Consider the following 16,086-nt stretch of genomic DNA (forward strand, 5'->3'; position numbering starts at 1 on the left):
GCCCATGGAACGCTGGCACTGGCTTGCGCAAGGCGACGCGGTCACGCAGGCCACGGCCTTGCTGCTGCTGGCGCTGTCGGTGGCCAGTTGGGTCGTCATGCTCTACAAGGGCTGGCTGCTGGCGCGCAGCCGGCGCCAGGTGCCGCGTTGCGTGGCCGCGTTCTGGCAGGCCGATGACCTGGCCACGGCGCGCAACCGGGTCGCGGCCATCGATGGCCGCGGCCTGGTGCTGCCGCTGGTCGATGCGCTGCAAGCGCAGCGCATGCCTGCCGCAGCGGTCCGCCCGCTGGCGCAGCAGGGGGCAGCGTCCGCACAACTCACGCGCGGTCTGCGCGCCGCGCTGCAATCCGCCAGCGGCCCGCTGCAATGGGGCCAGGTGCTGCTGGCTTCGATAGGCACGCTGGCGCCGTTCGTGGGCTTGCTCGGCACCGTGTGGGGCATCCACCATGCGCTGAGCCTGCTGGCCGACAGCCAGAGCATCGGCATCGCGCAGCTTGCCGCGCCCGTGGGCGAAGCGCTGGTCATGACGGCTGCGGGCCTGGCCGTGGCCATTCCCGCAGTGCTGGGCTACAACCTGCAGGGCCGCAGCGCCGGCCGCATCGAAGCCGAACTCGAAGGCTTTGCGCATGATCTGCAGGCCATGTTTGGCGACGGCGCGCCGTCCGCCGCGATGGCCTGATAGCGGTTGCCGCGCCATGGCATTCGGCCGCTTCGACCACCGCAGCGCCGCTCGGCCCGAGCCCTTGAGCGGCATCAACGTCACGCCGCTGGTGGATGTGATGCTGGTGCTGGTGGTCATCCTGATTCTTGCCGCGCCGGTACTGGCGGCGGCGCTGCGCGTGCAATTGCCCCAGGCCCAGGGCACGTCCCCGGTCACGCCGCAGGCGCCGCAGCAGGCGCTGGCGCTGGAGGTCGATGCGCGCGGCGGCCTGTCGATCGATGGCGAAGCGCTGGACGATGCCGCGCTGCGCGCGCGCCTGGCGGCGCTGGCGGCGGCCCATCCCGATGCCGAGCTGCAACTGCGTGCCGATGCCGATGTGCCCTACGGCCGCGTTGTGGCGGTGATGGGCTGGGCCAATGCGGCCGGGCTGGCGCGCATTGGCTTCGTGGCCGCGCCTGAAACGCCGCCTCAGGCCGCTCCCGGGCGCTAGTTCTGCGCTGCGCGCGGGCCGCGGCCCTGTGCCAGCGGCCCCAGGCCCGAGAGCACATCGCTGCCCGAAGGCCGCTGGTACAGCCTCAGGCCGAACTCCGGCAGCACGCCGATCAGGTGGTCGAAGATGCTGCCCTGGATGTTTTCATACTCGACCCAGACCGAGGTAGAGGTATAGCAGTACAGCTCCAGCGGCACGCCCTCGGTGGTCGGCTCCAGCGTGCGCGCCAGCAGATAGGTGTCATGCTGGATGCCCGGGTGCACGTTCAGATAGGCATACGCGTAGGCGCGCAGCAGCTCCAGGTTGGTGAGCTGCAGCGGGTGGAAGGGCGCGGACTGCGCCATGGCAGAAGCCGGCAGCGCCGCGGCCTGGGCCCGCTTGGCCGCCACATAGTCTTTCAGCAGCGCGATGCGCGACAGCTGCTCGAGCTGGGCCTCGTCCAGCACGCGGATGGTGTCGGCATCGATGCGCAGCGCGCGCCGGATGCGGCGCACGCCCGACTGCGACATGCCGCGCCAGTTCTTGAAGCTGTCGCTCATCAGCTTCCAGGTGGGGATGGTGGTAATGGTCTTGTCCCAGTTCTGCACCTTGACGATGTTCAGCGCGATGTCGATCACGAAACCGTCGGCGCCGACCTGGGGCATCTCGACCCAGTCGCCCACGCGGATCATGTCGTTGGAGCCCAGCTGCACGCCCGCGGTGAACGAGAGGATGGTGTCCTTGAAGACCAGCATCAGCACCGCCGACAGCGCGCCCAGGCCCGACAGCAGCAGCAGCGGGGACCGGTCCAGCATGGTCGCCAGCACCAGCACGATGGCCACCAGGATCGCCAGCAGCTTGCCCAGCTGCACATAGCTCTTGATCGAATGCGTCGAATCCTTGCGCCGCTCCTTGCGGTCGTGGGTCTCGTTCATGGCGTCGAGCAGCGCATTGAAGGTGCGCAGCAGCATCACGATGCTCACCGCGACCGCCAGGTTCAGCAGCAGCCCATGCAGCCGCGCCGGCAGATGCGGCACGTCGGCCATGCCGATCTGCACCACCAGCCAGGGCACGGTCTGCGTGAGCCGGCGCAGCACCTTGTCATGCAGCAGGATGTCGGTCCAGTTGGCCGCCAGGCCCAGGCGCACGCGGCGCACCACGCGCTGCAGCACGAACTGCGCGAGGTAGCGGCTGGCAATGGCCAGCAGCGCCAGCAGGGCCAGGCCGGCTACGGCTTGCATCCATGGATCGAGTTCGGAAATCAATGACCAACGCACCAGAAGAGACTCCTTGGAAGACAGGGGGAACGGGAAAAGAAGCGGTGTGACCGGAGGCGGCGGCGCAAGTTCCATGCAGGCTTTGCACGGCGAGATAGCCGCTCACGGCAGTGCGATGTGGCGTCGGGCCTAAAATCCCGGTTGAACTTGGCTTTGACCGGCGCATCCGCAGCCGGAACCCGCTCTCCACCATGCAAGACAAATACAACCACATCGAGCTCGAGCGCGCGGCGCATGAGCACTGGAACGCACGTGACGCCTACCGTGTCACCGAAGACGACAGCAAGAAGAAGTTCTACGCCTGCTCGATGCTGCCCTATCCCAGCGGCAAGCTGCACATGGGCCATGTGCGCAATTACACCATCAACGACATGCTCGCGCGCCAGCTGCGCATGAAGGGCTACAACGTGCTGATGCCCATGGGCTGGGACGCGTTCGGCCTGCCCGCGGAAAACGCGGCGCTGAAGAACAAGGTGCCGCCCGCGCAGTGGACCTACGACAACATCGCCTACATGAAGAAGCAGATGCAGTCGATGGGCCTGGCCATCGACTGGAGCCGCGAGATCGCGACCTGCGACCCCGACTACTACCGCTGGAACCAGTGGCTGTTCCTGAAGATGCTGGACAAGGGCATTGCCTACCGCAAGACCCAGGTCGTGAACTGGGATCCGGTCGACCAGACGGTGCTGGCCAACGAGCAGGTCATCGACGGCCGCGGCTGGCGCACCGGCGCGCTGGTCGAAAAGCGCGAGATCCCGGGCTACTACCTGAAGATCACCGATTACGCGCAGGAGCTGCTCGAGCATGTGCAGGTCGGCAACGACAAGGCCACGCTGACCGGCTGGCCCGACAAGGTGCGGCTGATGCAGGAGAACTGGATCGGCAAGTCGAGCGGCGTGCGCTTCGCGTTCACGCACGGCATCCAGGACGCCCAGGGCCAGCTGATCCAGGACGGCAAGATGTACGTGTTCACGACGCGTGCCGACACCATCATGGGCGTGACCTTCTGCGCGGTGGCGCCCGAGCACCCGCTGGCCATGCATGCCGCGGCCGGCAACCCGGCGCTCGCCGCCTTCATCGAGGAATGCAAGAAGGGCGGCACCACCGAAGCCGAACTCGCGGTCAAGGAAAAGGAGGGCATGCCCACGGGCCTGTTCGTCACCCATCCGCTGACCGGCGCGCAGGTCGAGGTCTGGGTCGGCAACTACGTGCTGATGGGCTATGGCGATGGTGCCGTCATGGGCGTGCCCGCGCATGACGAACGCGACTTCGCGTTCGCGAAGAAATACGACCTGCCGATCCGCCAGGTCGTGGCGGCCTCCGGCGAAAGCTTCTCGACCGAAGCCTGGGCCGACTGGTACGGCGACAAGCAGAAGGCGGTCTGCGTCAACTCCGGCGCGCTGGACGGCCTCACGCACGCGCAGGCCGTGGACAAGGTCGCCGAACTGCTGGCCGCCAAGGGCCTGGGCGAGAAGAAGACCACCTGGCGCCTGCGCGACTGGGGCGTGAGCCGCCAGCGCTACTGGGGCACGCCCATCCCTATCATCCATTGCGCCGATTGCGGCGCCCAGCCGGTGCCCGAAAAGGACCTGCCCGTGGTGCTGCCGCAGGACCTCGTGCCCGATGGCTCGGGCAACCCGCTGGTCAAGAGCGAAGCCTTCCATGCCGGCGTGGTCTGCCCCTGCTGCGGCAAGCCCGCGCGCCGCGAGACCGACACCATGGACACCTTCGTGGACAGCTCGTGGTACTTCATGCGCTATTGCGACGCGAAGAACAGCGCGCAGATGGTCGGTGCGGGCACCGAGTACTGGATGCGCGGCAACGGCATGGACCAGTACATCGGCGGCATCGAACACGCCATCCTGCACCTGCTGTACGCGCGCTTCTGGACCAAGGTCATGCGCGACCTGGGCCTGGTGACGTTCGACGAGCCCTTCTCGCAGCTGCTGACGCAGGGCATGGTGCTCAACCACATCTACAGCCGGCGCACCGCCAAGGGCGCGAAGGAATACTTCTGGCCCAAGGATGTCGAGCATGTGTTCGACGATGCCGGCAAGATCGTCGGCGCCAGGCTCAAGGCCGAAGTCGACAGCGCCGACGGCCTGCTGCCCGTGGGCACGGCCATCGACTATGAAGGCGTGGGCACCATGTCCAAGTCGAAGAACAACGGCATCGACCCGCAGGAGCTGATCGAGAAGTACGGCGCCGACACGGCGCGCCTGTACACCATGTTCACCGCACCGCCCGAAGCCACGCTGGAGTGGAACGACGCGGCCGTCGAAGGCAGCTACCGCTTCCTGCGCCGCGTCTACAACTATGGCGTCAAGCTGCTGGGTGGCGACTACGCGGCCGCCGATGCGGTCGGCGCGAGCGCGCGCGACCTGAAGAACGTGGCGTTCGGCAAGGATGCGCAGGCGCTGCGCCGCGAGATCCACACCGTGCTCAAGCAGGTCGACTACGACTACCAGCGCATGCAGTACAACACCGTGGTCTCGGGCGCGATGAAGATGATCAACGCGCTCGAAGGCTTCAAGGGCACCGACACGCCCGACGGCCAGATCGCGGCCATCGAAGGCTTCGGCATCCTGCTGCGCTGCCTGTATCCGGCCACGCCGCACGTCACGCACGCGCTGTGGAGCGGCCTGGGCTACAGCCAGCATCTGGGCGAACTGCTTGACGCCCCCTGGCCGCAGGTCGATGCCGCGGCGCTGGTGCAGGACGAGATCGAGCTGATGCTGCAGGTCAACGGCAAGCTGCGCGGCTCGATCCTCGTGGCCGCGACGGCCGACAAGGCCGAGATCGAACGCGTGGCCCTGGCCAGCGAGGCTTTCGTGAAACAGGCCGCAGGTGCCACGCCCAAGAAGGTCGTGGTGGTGCCGGGCCGCTTGGTGAACGTGGTGGTCTGATATGCGCAAACGCACGCTGCTCTCGCTGGTGTCCGTGGTCCCTCTGATGGCGGCGTGCGGGTTCCGCCTGCGCGGCGTGCCGCAGTTCGCCTTCCGTTCGCTGTTCATCCAGGCGCCGCGCGGCTCGCTGCTGGCGCGTGAACTCGAGCGCACGCTGTCCTCGGCGACGGAGCAATTGACGGTGCTGCGCGACCCGCGCTCGCCCGATGATGCCGAAGTCATCTTCGAGCTGCTGAGCGAGCGCCAGGAGCGCGTGGTCGTGGGTCTCAATGCCTCCGGCCAGGTGCGCGAATTGCAACTGCGGCTGCGCGTGCGTTTCCGGCTGCGCAAGCCCGATGGCGATGAGGTGCTGCCTGAAACCGAACTGCTGCAGCAGCGCGATATCAGCTACAACGAGACCATCGCGCTGTCGAAGGAAGCCGAGGAGCTGCTGCTGTTCCGCAACATGCAGACCGACCTGGTGCAGCAGCTGCTGCGCCGGCTTGCGGCGGTGAAGTCATTGTGAGCGTGCCATGCAGCTGGGCCTGAATCAGCTCCAGGGCCATCTGGGCAAGGGCCTGCGCTCGCTCTATACCCTGCACGGCGACGAGCCGTTGCAGCAGCAGGAGGCCGCCGACGCGATCCGCGCCGCGGCGCGCGCTGCGGGCTACTCCGAACGCAGCAGCCACACCGTGGCCGGCGCGCACTTCGACTGGAGCGCGGTGCTGGCGGCGGGCGGTTCGCTGTCGCTGTTCGCCGACCGGCAGATCCTCGAGATTCGCATTCCATCCGGCAAGCCGGGCAAGGATGGCAGCCAGGCGCTGCAGCAGATTGCCGAGTCCGCGCAGGGCAACGACAGCACGCTGACGCTGGTCATGCTGCCGCGCCTGGACAAGGCGACCAAGAGCGGTGCCTGGTTCTCGGCGCTGGACGCCAATGGCGTGACGCTGCAGATCGAACCGATCGAGCGCGCGGCGCTGCCTTCCTGGATTGCGCAGCGGCTCGCGGCCCAGGGCCAGCGCGTCGCGCCGGGCGAGGAAGGGCAGCGCACGCTGCAGTTCTTTGCCGACCGCGTCGAAGGCAACCTGCTGGCCGCGCACCAGGAAATCCAGAAGCTGGCGCTGCTGTACCCGGCCGGCGAACTGCAGGGCGAGCAGATCGCGCAGGCCGTGCTCAATGTCGCGCGCTACGACGTGTTCAAGCTCTCGGACGCCGTGCTGTCAGGCCAGTTGGGTCGCGTGCAGCGCATGCTTGACGGCTTGCAGGCCGAAGGCGTGGCCGAGGTGCTGGTGCATTGGTCGCTGGCCGAGGACATCCGCGCGCTCAAGCGCGTCAAGGACGCCATGGCTGCGGGGCGCCCGCTGCCGATGGCGCTGCGCGAGCAGCGCATCTGGGGCGCGAAGGAGCGGCTGTTCGAGCGCATCGTGCCGCGCCTGGGCGACCAGGCCGCGGCGCAGTTGCTGCAATCGGCGCATACCGTCGACGGCATCGTCAAGGGCCTCAAGGCCCCGGGATGGCCGCAGGACGGCTGGCAGGCGCTGCGCCGGCTGGCGTTCGAGATGGTGCAATCCTTCAAATAAGGCGCTGTTTCAAGTTCGAGGGCCGGGCGTTCGTGTATCCCCCGTTCGCCCTGAGCGATTTAGACGAGGCTCGTTTCGCTTTGCATTGTCAAGAAACAGCAGAGCCGGTGCTGGTTTTCGTTCGTCCTGAGCTTGTCGAAGGATGAACGTACGTCCTATGCCGCGGGCAAAGTCTGTTGCTATGGGGTAGTCATCTAACGCAGACTCCGCCATAAAACGCCCTTCGACGGGCTCAGGGCGAACGGTATTTGTTTGCTTGGTGCGGCTGTTTCTGGTTTGAGTGCAGGCCGTTCATGGTTCGACGGGCTCGTCACGAACGGGGGCTTGAGCAAAGGGGCTGTTATTCCGGCACCTGAGGCGTCAGTTCCAGCGTCTCCTGCGCCTTGTCGGCCCAGCCCTGCAAATGGGTCAGCAGATCGCCCTGGCTGAACGAGCAGCTTTCCTCGGTGAACAGCGCGCTGGCTTCAAGCCGGTCCAGCAGGTCCTGCAGCACCGCCGCATAGCGCGGCGGCAGCCGGTCTTGCAGGTGCGGCGTGGCGCGTGCCTGCGCAATGAGTTCGGCGGCCGTGATCTTGCCGGCCGCGAGCTGCTGCAGCGCCTGTTGCAGCGCATGCAGTTCGAACAGTGCGGTGTTGACGGTCATGTCGGTGTCTTTTTCCCTGGAAGCAACGCGCCCATTGTGCCGTCAAGCCCGCGGGCGACGCGCAGGTTGGAATGAGGCTTCTGCGCCACCTGCGGGCCGGCGCGCTGCAACTCGGTCAAAATCGCGGCTATGAACGCGCTCAATATCGTGGAATACACCCATACCCTCGGTGCCCAGGCCAAAGCCGCCTCGGCCCGGATGGCCCGCGCCTCGTCGGCCAGCAAGAGCCGCGCGCTGCTGGCGCTGGCGCGGCTGCTGCGGGAAAACACCGCCGCCTTGCAGGATGACAATGCGCTGGACCTGGCTCCGGCCGAAGCCAACGGCCTGCCGGCCCCCATGGTCGACCGCCTGCGCCTGACCCCCAAGGTGCTCGAAACCTGCGCCCAGGGCTGCGAGCAGCTGGCCGCCATGCCCGACATCATTGGCGAGATCCTGGGCATGAAACAGCAGCCCAGCGGCATTCGCGTGGGCCAGATGCGCGTGCCGATCGGCGTGTTCGGCATGATCTACGAGAGCCGCCCCAATGTCACCATCGAAGCCGCGAGCCTGTCGATCAAGAGCGGCAACGCCTGCATCCTGCGCGGCGGCTCCGAAGCCATTGCCTCGAACAAGGCGCTGGCGCGGCTGGTGCAGCAGGCGCTGGCCGAAGCCGGCCTGCCCGAGCATGCGGTGCAGCTGGTGCAGGTCACCGACCGCGAGGCCGTGGGCCAGCTGATCGCCATGCCCGAATACGTCGACGTGATCATTCCACGCGGCGGCAAGGGCCTGATCGAGCGCATCAGCCGCGAGGCCAAGGTGCCGGTCATCAAGCACCTCGACGGTAATTGCCACACCTATGTTGACGACCCGTGCGACATCGCGATGGCCGTCAAGGTCGCCGACAACGCCAAGACCAGCAAGTACAGCCCCTGCAATGCCAGCGAAAGCCTGCTCGTGGCGCGTGGCGTCGCGGCCGAGTTCCTGCCGGCGATTGGCGCGGTGTACGCGGCCAAGGGCGTGGAGATGCGCGGCTGCCCCGAGTCGCTGGCGCTGCTGCAAGGCGTCGCGGGTGCCCGTCTGGTACCCGCCACCGAGCAGGACTGGAGCGAGGAATACCTGGCGCCGATCATCAGCATCAAGGTCGTGGCCGGCGTCGATGAAGCCATTGCCCACATCAACCGCTACTCCAGCGCGCACACCGAAGCCATCCTCACGACCGACTTCCGCCACGCGCAGCAGTTCCTGCGCGAAGTCGATTCGGCCAGCGTCATGGTCAACACCAGCACCCGCTTTGCCGACGGCTTCGAATACGGCCTGGGCGCGGAGATCGGCATCAGCACCGACAAGTTCCATGCGCGCGGCCCGGTGGGCATCGAGGGCCTGACCTCGCTCAAGTACGTCGTGCTCGGCGACGGCGAAATCCGCGTCTGAGCGCGGCCCGCGCGCGGCACCAGCAGTGAATTCCATGAAAATCATCATCCTGGGAGCCGGGCGCGTAGGCTTCAGCGTGGCCGAAAGCCTGGTGTCCGAACGCAATGACATCACCGTCATCGACACCGATGCGCGCCGGCTGCGCGAACTCGAGACGCGCTTCGACCTGCGCGGCGTGGTTGGCAACGGCACCGAGCCGGCGGTGCTGGCCGAGGCCGGCGCGCGCGACACCGACCTGCTGATCGCCTGCGCCACGCTCGATGAAACCAATCTGGTGTGCTGCAAGGTCGCCGACATGGAGTTCAGCGTACCCACGCGGATCGCGCGCGTGCGCTCCTCGGGCTTCGCGCCCGACTCGCCGCTGCTGGGCAAGGACGGCTTTGCCGTCGACCGCATCATCTGCCCCGAGGAGTCGCTTACGCGCTACATCGGCAAGCTGATCGAATACCCGGAGGCGCTGCAGGTGCGCGAGTTTGCCGGCGGCCGCGCCTGCCTGGCTTCGTCGCGCGCGCGCGCGGGTGCCCCCGCCGTGGGCCTGCGCATCGGCGAGCTGCGCGACAGCATGCCCGACCTCGCGATGCGCCTGGTGGCCATCTACCGGCGCTTTGCCGAGGAACCCGACCGCTTCGTGCGCTGCGATGGCATGACGCTGATCGAGCCCGGTGACGAAGTCTTCGTGCTGGCCGCGCGCGACCACCTGCCCGAGATCCTCAGCGCGCTGCACAGCCCGCGCGGCCAGAAGGCCAGGCCGGTGCGCCGCATCATGATCATCGGTGGCGGGCGCGTGGGCCAGCGCCTGGCGGGCCAGCTGGGCCAGTTGCCGGGCCAGTTCAATATCAAGGTGCTCGAGGAAAGCGAGCAGCGCTGCACCGAGCTGGCGTCCATGCTGCCCACCGAGGTGCTGGTGCTGCAGGGCGATGCCACCGACGAGGACCTGCTGGGCGACGAAAGCGTCGAGGACGTGGACCTTTTCCTCGCACTGACCGACGACGACGAGAACAACATCATGTCGTGCCTGCTGGCCAAGCGCATGGGCGCCAAGCGCGTGCTGTCGCTGATCAACCGCCGCACCTATGCCGACCTGATGCATGGCACGCAGATCGACATCGCGCTGTCGCCAGCCCAGGCGATGCTCGGCGAACTGCTGGCCTATGCGCGCCGCGGCGACGTGCAGGCCGTGCACAGCCTGCGCCGGGGCGTGGCCGAAGCGCTCGAGATCGTGGCGCGCGGCGACCGCAAGAGCTCGCGCGTGGTCGGCCGGCGCGTCGAGGAACTGCGCCTGCCGCTCGACGTGCATATCGGCCTGATCGTGCGCGGCCTCGACGATGCCGAGTCGGACCCGGGCGCGCGCGAGCCCCAGGTCATCATTCCGCGCAGCCACACGGTGATCGAGAGCAATGACCATGTCGTGTTCTTCCTGCCGCACAAGCGCCTGGTGCGTGACGTGGAAAAGCTGTTCCGCGTGAGCGCGACCTTCTTCTGACCCCGCACCATGCGCGACCTGTTTCCCGTTTTGCGCGTGCTGGGCATGCTGCTGGTGATGTTTGCGCTCGCGATGCTGGTGCCGATGTCCGTGTCCTGGCTGCAGCACGAAGCCATCTGGCGCGTCTATCCGCTGTCGGTGGCGACCACGGCCACCGTCGGGGGGGTGCTGTGGCTGGGCATGAACCGCTTCCGGCGCGAGCTTCAGCCGCGCCATGGCGTGATCCTGGTGAGCCTGGTGTGGGTAGTGCTGCCGCTGTGCGCCAGCCTGCCGCTGATGCTGGCGCTGCACCAGCTCGACATTCCGGTCTCGTTCACCCATGCCTATTTCGAAGCGGTCTCCGGCCTCACGACGTCGGGCGCGACGGTGCTGCACGGGCTCGACGAGCTGCCGCAGTCGATCAACGTCTGGCGCACTTTCCTGCAATGGCTGGGCGGCATGGGGATTCTGATCCTGGCCGTGGCCGTGCTGCCGCTGCTGGGCGTGGGCGGCAGCCAGCTGTTCCGCGCCGAGGCCGCGGGTCCGATCAAGGACACCAAGCTCACGCCGCGCATGACCGAGACCGCGAAGGGCCTGTGGGGCGTCTATGCAGTGTTTTCCATTGCCTGCGGCCTGGCCTTCTGGGCCGGCGGCATGCCGCCCATGGAAGCGCTGATGCACATGTTCACCACCGTGAGCCTGGGCGGGCTGTCGTCGCACGATGCGAGCTTTGCGTATTTCGATTCACCGCTGCTCGAAGCCATCGCGCTGGTCTTCATGCTGCTGGCGAGCTGCAATTTCGCGCTGTATTTCGTCGCCATGCGCAAGGGCCAGCTGCAGGGCTTCTGGCGCGACCCGGAAATGCGCGCCACCATCGGCGTGCTGCTGGGCGGCGGCCTGTTCGGCGCGCTGCTGCTCTGGCTCAAGGACGTCTATGAGCCGCTCGACGCGCTGCGCTACGGCGTGTTCAATGTGATCTCGGTGGCGACCACCACCGGATTCGCCACCGTCGACTACCTGGCCTGGCCGGTATTCCTGCCGGTCATGATGCTGCTTTTGTCGGGCGTGGCGACCAGCGCCGGCTCGACCGGCGGCGGCATCAAGATGGTGCGCATGCTGATCCTGCTCAAGCAGGCGCGGCGCGAATTGACGCACCTGGTGCACCCGCGCGCGGTGCAGCCGGTACGCCTGGGATCGGCAGTAGTGGACAATCGCATGATTTTCTCCGTGCTGGCCTTCATGCTGGTGTACGGCGCCACGGTGATCACGCTGAGCATGCTGCTGCTGCTGACCGACCTCGATCCCGTGACCGCGTTCACCGCCATCCTGGCCAGCGTGCACTGCATGGGCCCGGGCCTGGGCAGCGTGGGGCCCGCCGCGAACTATGCGGGGCTCACGGATTTCCAGATGTGGGTCTGCACGCTGGCGATGCTGCTGGGACGGCTGGAGATCCTGAGCTTCATGGCGCTGCTGACACCGTCGTTTTGGCGACGCTGACACGGCGCGGCGGGCCAACCGTCGGCGATGGATAAATCCCGACGGCGTTGCCACATCCCTACAATCCAATACACCACCGTCTCCTGAGGGCACCAATGGTTCCGCATCTCATCACGGCTTTGACCGGCCCGATCAACGAGCTAGAACAGCGAATTCTGGAATCCATGCCGGCCATCGAGCGCTGGTTCCGCCTCGAATGGATGGAGCACACGCCTCCGTTCTACTCGTCCGTCGACATCCGCAACGCCGGCTTCAAGCTGGCCCCGGTCGACACCAATCTCTTTCCGGGTGGCTGGAACAATCTGACCGAGGAAATGCTGCCGCTGGCAGTGCAGGCAGCCATGGCGGCCATCGAGAAGATCTGCCCCGAAGCGCGCAACCTGCTGATCATTCCCGAAAACCACACTCGCAATACGTTCTATTTGAACAACGTCGTGCAGCTCCAGCGCATCTTCAAGATGGCCGGGCTCAACGTGCGCGTGGGCTCGATCAGCCGCGAGATCAAGAAGACCACCGTCATCAACCTGCCCAACGGCGAGTCGGTGACGCTCGAGCCGGTGATCCGCAGCAAGCGCCGCCTGGGCCTCAAGGATTTCGATCCCTGCACCATCCTGCTCAACAACGACCTGTCCGCGGGCGCGCCCGGCATCCTCGAAGACCTCTACGAGCAATACCTGCTGCCGCCGCTGCACGCCGGCTGGATGGTGCGCCGCAAGAGCCGCCACTTCCAGAGCTACGAGGAAGTCTCCAAGCGCTTCGGCAAGCTGCTGGGCATCGACCACTGGCTGATCAACCCGATGTTCACGCACTGCGAGGGGCTGGACTTCAATGACGGCACCGGCATGGATGCCCTCAGCGCCCAGGTCGACATGCTGCTGACCAAGGTGCGCCGCAAGTACAAGGAATACGGCATCAAGGAAAAGCCGTTTGTCGTGGTCAAGGCCGACCATGGCACCTACGGCATGGGCGTGATGACGGTGCGCGACGCCAAGGACCTCGAGGTGCTCACGCGCAAGTCGCGCAACAAGATGGGCGTCATCAAGGACGGCCAGGCGGTGCACGACGTGATCATCCAGGAAGGCGTGCTGACCCAGGAGCGCATGAACAACGCGGTCGCCGAACCCGTGGTCTACATGATGGACCGCTATGTGGTCGGCGGTTTCTACCGCATGCATCCGGAGCGCGGCGTCGATGAGAACCTCAACGCCCCGGGCTCGAGCTTCGTGCCGCTGGCTTTCGAGCACAGCACCCAGCTGCCGCAACTGGGCGCGCGCCCGGGCGCGAGCGCGCCGAACCGCTTCTACATGTATGGCGTGATCGGCCGGCTGGCCATGCTGGCTGCGAGCTATGAGCTCGAAGCCACCAACCCCGACGCCGAGATCTACGATTGATCCAGTTGCCGCCTGAGGGCGGCGCAATGGCCCGACCATCATGACAGGGAGACCCGGAGCCGCCACGGCGCCGGGTGCGTTCAGTGAACCAACCAAAATCCTCGCTGGCAGCCCTGACCCTGGGCGCAATCGGAGTGGTGTACGGCGACATCGGCACCAGCGTGCTGTATGCCGTCAAGGAAGTCTTTGGCTCCGGCCATGTGCCTTTCACCCACGCCAACGTCTATGGCGTGCTGTCCATCCTGTTCTGGACGCTCACGCTGATCGTCTCGCTCAAGTACGTGACGCTGGTGCTGCGCGCCGACAACAACGGCGAGGGCGGGCTGGTGGCCATGCTGGCGCTGGCCTCGCAGGCCGTCAAAGACCAGCCGCGGCTGCGAGCGGTGCTGCTGCCGATCGGCATTTTCGGCACCTCGCTGTTCTATGGCGACGGCGTGATCACGCCGGCGATCTCGGTGCTGTCGGCGGTCGAAGGGCTGGAGGTGGTGTCGCCGCACTTTCGCCAGTTCGTGCTGCCGCTGGCGCTATTGGTGCTGCTGGCGCTGTTTGCGCTGCAAAAGCACGGCACCTCGGGCATAGGCAAGTTCTTCGGCCCGATCACGCTGCTGTGGTTCAGCTGCCTGGCGCTGCTGGGCATACGCCAGATCCTGGGCCACCCGGAAATCCTCGCCGCGCTGAGCCCGCACCATGCGCTGGGCTTCATCTGGCGTCAGCCGGGCGTGGCCTTCATCATTCTCGGCGCGGTGGTGCTGTGCGTCACGGGCGCCGAGGCGCTGTATGCCGACCTCGGGCATTTCGGCAAGAAGCCGATCCGCCTGGCTTGGTTTGCCGTCGCCATGCCGGCGCTCACGCTCAACTATTTCGGCCAGGGCGCGCTGCTGCTGGCCCAGCCCGACGCGGTGCAGAATCCGTTCTTTCGCATGGCGCCGGCCTGGGCGCTGCTGCCGCTGGTGCTGCTGGCCACCATGGCCGCGGTCATTGCCTCGCAGGCGCTGATCACCGGCGCGTTCAGCGTCACGCGCCAGGTCATCCAGCTGGGCTACCTGCCGCGGCTGGAAATCCGCCATACCAGCGCCAAGGCGGCCGGGCAGATCTACATTCCACTGGTCAACTGGAGCCTGTTCACGGCCATTGCGCTGGCCGTGCTGCTGTTTCGCACCAGCGGCAACCTGGCGGCCGCGTATGGCATCGCGGTCACGCTGGACATGCTGATCACCACCGTGCTGACCTTCTTCGTGATCCGCTACCGCTGGCATTACCCCTGGCTGCTGTGCTGGGCCGCGACCGGCTGCTTCTTCCTGATCGACCTGGCCTTCTTCAGCTCCAACCTGCTCAAGCTGTTCCAGGGCGGCTGGTTTCCGCTGGCCATAGGCAGCGGCGTGTTCCTGCTGATGATGACCTGGCGCCGCGGCCGCCAGCTGCTGCATGACCGCCTGCAGAGCGAGTCGATCGAGCTGGCGGGGTTCATGGGCGCGCTGGCCGAGCATCCGCCGCAGCGCGTCGCGGGCACGGCCATCTTCCTGTCGGGCGAGCCGGGCACGGTGCCGTCGGCATTGCTGCACAACCTCAAGCACAACAAGGTGCTGCATGCGCAGAACCTGTTCGTCACGGTGCGCAACCATGAAGTGCCCTGGGTGGGGATGGACAAGCGCGTGCAGGCCGAAGCCCTGGGCGGCCACTGCTGGCAGGTCACCGTGCATTACGGCTTCAAGAACGAGCCGGACCTGCCCAAGGCGCTGGCCCAGCTGTCGGGCCTGGGCTATCCGCTCGATCCGATGGGCACCAGCTACTTCGTCTCGCGCGACGCGGTCATCCCGGGCATGCGCCAGGGCATGTCGCCGTGGCGCGAGAAGCTGTTTGCGCAGATGCACCGCAATGCGAGCCGGGTCTCGGACTTCCTGCGCCTGCCCAGCAATTCCGTGGTCGAGCTGGGCTCCAAGATCGAGCTTTGAACATGCAGTTCCTGCGCGATTGCAGCCTGTCGACGCTGGCCGCGGGCTTTGTCGCGATGCTGGTCGCGTTCACCAGCTCCACCGCGGTGGTGTTCCAGGCGGCGCAGGCGTTTGGCGCGACACCGGCCCAGATCACTTCCTGGGTCTGGGCGCTGGGGCTGGGCATGGGCCTGTGCACGCTGCTGCCCTCGCTGTGGCTGCGCAAGCCGGTGATGATTGCCTGGTCCACGCCGGGCGCGGCGGTGCTGGCCACCGCGGGCCTGGCGGGCGAAGGCTTCAGCATGGCCCAGGCGGTCGGCGCCTTCATGCTGGCCGCGCTGCTGACGATTGCGGTCGGCGCCAGCGGTGCGCTCGAGCGCGTGATGCAGCGCATTCCCGTGGCCATCACCTCGGCGCTGCTGGTCGGCGTGCTGGCGCGCTTTGGCATGCAGGCCTTTGCCGCGGCCCAGACCGCGCTGCCGCTGGTGCTGTGCATGCTGCTGGCCTATCTGCTTGCGCGCCGCCTGGCACCGCGCTACAGCGTGGTGTGGACGCTGGCCGCTGGCATGCTGCAGGCAGCCACCGGGGGCGGCATGGCCTGGTCGGCAATCCACTGGGAGCTTGCACGGCCCGTGTTCACCGCACCCGAATGGTCTTGGCCGGCGGCGGTGAGCCTGGCGCTGCCGCTGTTTGTCGTCACCATGGCATCGCAGAACCTGCCCGGAATCGCCGTGGTCCGGGCCTCGGGCTACGAGTTGCCGATCTCGCGGCTGATCACCATGAGCGGGGTCGCGACGCTGCTGCTCGCGCCTTTCGGCGCCTTTGCCCTCAACCTCAGTGCCATCACGGCGGCCATCTGCATGGGCCCCGAAGCGCACGC

Annotated in this window: 13 protein-coding genes (1 of these 13 only partly in view); 11 read left to right on the plus strand and 2 right to left on the minus strand. The window is 66.9% G+C overall.

What is annotated here, in order from left to right:
• Positions 1-4 precede the first annotated feature (4 nt).
• A complete protein-coding gene (locus tag HUK68_RS00840) occupies positions 5-679 on the plus strand; it encodes a MotA/TolQ/ExbB proton channel family protein (protein ID WP_175502490.1) in 675 nt (224 codons plus the stop codon).
• Positions 680-695: 16 nt separating this feature from the next.
• Positions 696-1,151, plus strand: coding sequence for an ExbD/TolR family protein (locus tag HUK68_RS00845; protein ID WP_175502491.1), 456 nt, complete (start codon positions 696-698; stop codon positions 1,149-1,151).
• Here the strand turns inward: HUK68_RS00845 and HUK68_RS00850 are convergent.
• Positions 1,148-2,371, minus strand: a complete 1,224-nt coding sequence (locus tag HUK68_RS00850; protein WP_175502492.1) for a mechanosensitive ion channel family protein — start codon at positions 2,369-2,371, stop codon at positions 1,148-1,150. The two genes, HUK68_RS00845 and HUK68_RS00850, sit on opposite strands and share 4 nt — an antisense overlap.
• A gap of 227 nt (positions 2,372-2,598) precedes the next feature.
• Here HUK68_RS00850 and leuS point away from each other — a divergent pair, with 227 nt between their 5' ends.
• The 3 genes from leuS to holA are packed head-to-tail and all read left to right on the plus strand — an operon-like array spanning position 2,599 to position 6,872.
• Entirely contained in the window at positions 2,599-5,313 is a 2,715-nt protein-coding gene (leuS, locus tag HUK68_RS00855; protein ID WP_175502493.1) for a leucine--tRNA ligase, read from the plus strand.
• A gap of 1 nt (position 5,314) precedes the next feature.
• Positions 5,315-5,818 (plus strand): LPS-assembly lipoprotein LptE, encoded by a 504-nt coding sequence (locus HUK68_RS00860; protein ID WP_175502494.1) that lies wholly within the window; start codon positions 5,315-5,317, stop codon positions 5,816-5,818.
• A gap of 7 nt (positions 5,819-5,825) precedes the next feature.
• Positions 5,826-6,872, plus strand: coding sequence for a DNA polymerase III subunit delta (gene holA / locus HUK68_RS00865; RefSeq protein ID WP_175502495.1), 1,047 nt, complete (start codon positions 5,826-5,828; stop codon positions 6,870-6,872).
• A gap of 340 nt (positions 6,873-7,212) precedes the next feature.
• On the opposite strand, the gene HUK68_RS00870 is transcribed toward holA, so the two are convergent.
• Positions 7,213-7,515 carry a hypothetical protein gene (locus HUK68_RS00870; protein ID WP_175502496.1) on the minus strand — a complete coding sequence of 101 codons (303 nt, stop codon included), beginning with the start codon at positions 7,513-7,515 and terminating at the stop codon, positions 7,213-7,215.
• A gap of 129 nt (positions 7,516-7,644) precedes the next feature.
• Here HUK68_RS00870 and HUK68_RS00875 point away from each other — a divergent pair, with 129 nt between their 5' ends.
• The 6 genes from HUK68_RS00875 to HUK68_RS00900 all read left to right on the plus strand — a co-directional run.
• A complete protein-coding gene (locus HUK68_RS00875; protein ID WP_175502497.1) occupies positions 7,645-8,925 on the plus strand; it encodes a glutamate-5-semialdehyde dehydrogenase in 1,281 nt (426 codons plus the stop codon).
• A 34-nt stretch (positions 8,926-8,959) separates the two neighbouring features.
• Positions 8,960-10,408, plus strand: a complete 1,449-nt coding sequence (gene trkA / locus HUK68_RS00880; protein WP_175502498.1) for a Trk system potassium transporter TrkA — start codon at positions 8,960-8,962, stop codon at positions 10,406-10,408.
• A gap of 9 nt (positions 10,409-10,417) precedes the next feature.
• Positions 10,418-11,884, plus strand: a complete 1,467-nt coding sequence (locus tag HUK68_RS00885; protein WP_175502499.1) for a TrkH family potassium uptake protein — start codon at positions 10,418-10,420, stop codon at positions 11,882-11,884.
• A gap of 95 nt (positions 11,885-11,979) precedes the next feature.
• Positions 11,980-13,275, plus strand: coding sequence for a glutamate--cysteine ligase (gshA, locus tag HUK68_RS00890; protein WP_175502500.1), 1,296 nt, complete (start codon positions 11,980-11,982; stop codon positions 13,273-13,275).
• 83 nt (positions 13,276-13,358) lie between these two features.
• Entirely contained in the window at positions 13,359-15,227 is a 1,869-nt protein-coding gene (locus HUK68_RS00895) for a potassium transporter Kup (protein ID WP_175502501.1), read from the plus strand.
• Between the two features lie 2 nt (positions 15,228-15,229).
• Positions 15,230-16,086, plus strand: the 5' portion of a protein-coding gene (locus HUK68_RS00900; protein ID WP_175502502.1) for a benzoate/H(+) symporter BenE family transporter. It continues 325 nt past the right edge of the window; only the first 857 of its 1,182 coding nucleotides appear in the window; its start codon is at positions 15,230-15,232; its stop codon lies beyond the right edge, outside the window.

It is taken from the genome of Comamonas antarctica (genome assembly GCF_013363755.1).
GTDB classification, from domain to species: Bacteria; Pseudomonadota; Gammaproteobacteria; order Burkholderiales; family Burkholderiaceae_C; genus Comamonas; species Comamonas antarctica.

Coding starts and splice junctions, on each gene's coding strand:
- HUK68_RS00840 (WP_175502490.1), top strand. CDS start 5: ATGGAACGCTGGCACTGGCTTGCGCAAGGCGACGCGGTCACGCAGGCC.
- HUK68_RS00845 (WP_175502491.1), top strand. CDS start 696: ATGGCATTCGGCCGCTTCGACCACCGCAGCGCCGCTCGGCCCGAGCCC.
- HUK68_RS00850 (WP_175502492.1), bottom strand. CDS start 2,371: ATGCAAGCCGTAGCCGGCCTGGCCCTGCTGGCGCTGCTGGCCATTGCC.
- leuS (WP_175502493.1), top strand. CDS start 2,599: ATGCAAGACAAATACAACCACATCGAGCTCGAGCGCGCGGCGCATGAG.
- HUK68_RS00860 (WP_175502494.1), top strand. CDS start 5,315: ATGCGCAAACGCACGCTGCTCTCGCTGGTGTCCGTGGTCCCTCTGATG.
- holA (WP_175502495.1), top strand. CDS start 5,826: ATGCAGCTGGGCCTGAATCAGCTCCAGGGCCATCTGGGCAAGGGCCTG.
- HUK68_RS00870 (WP_175502496.1), bottom strand. CDS start 7,515: ATGACCGTCAACACCGCACTGTTCGAACTGCATGCGCTGCAACAGGCG.
- HUK68_RS00875 (WP_175502497.1), top strand. CDS start 7,645: ATGAACGCGCTCAATATCGTGGAATACACCCATACCCTCGGTGCCCAG.
- trkA (WP_175502498.1), top strand. CDS start 8,960: ATGAAAATCATCATCCTGGGAGCCGGGCGCGTAGGCTTCAGCGTGGCC.
- HUK68_RS00885 (WP_175502499.1), top strand. CDS start 10,418: ATGCGCGACCTGTTTCCCGTTTTGCGCGTGCTGGGCATGCTGCTGGTG.
- gshA (WP_175502500.1), top strand. CDS start 11,980: ATGGTTCCGCATCTCATCACGGCTTTGACCGGCCCGATCAACGAGCTA.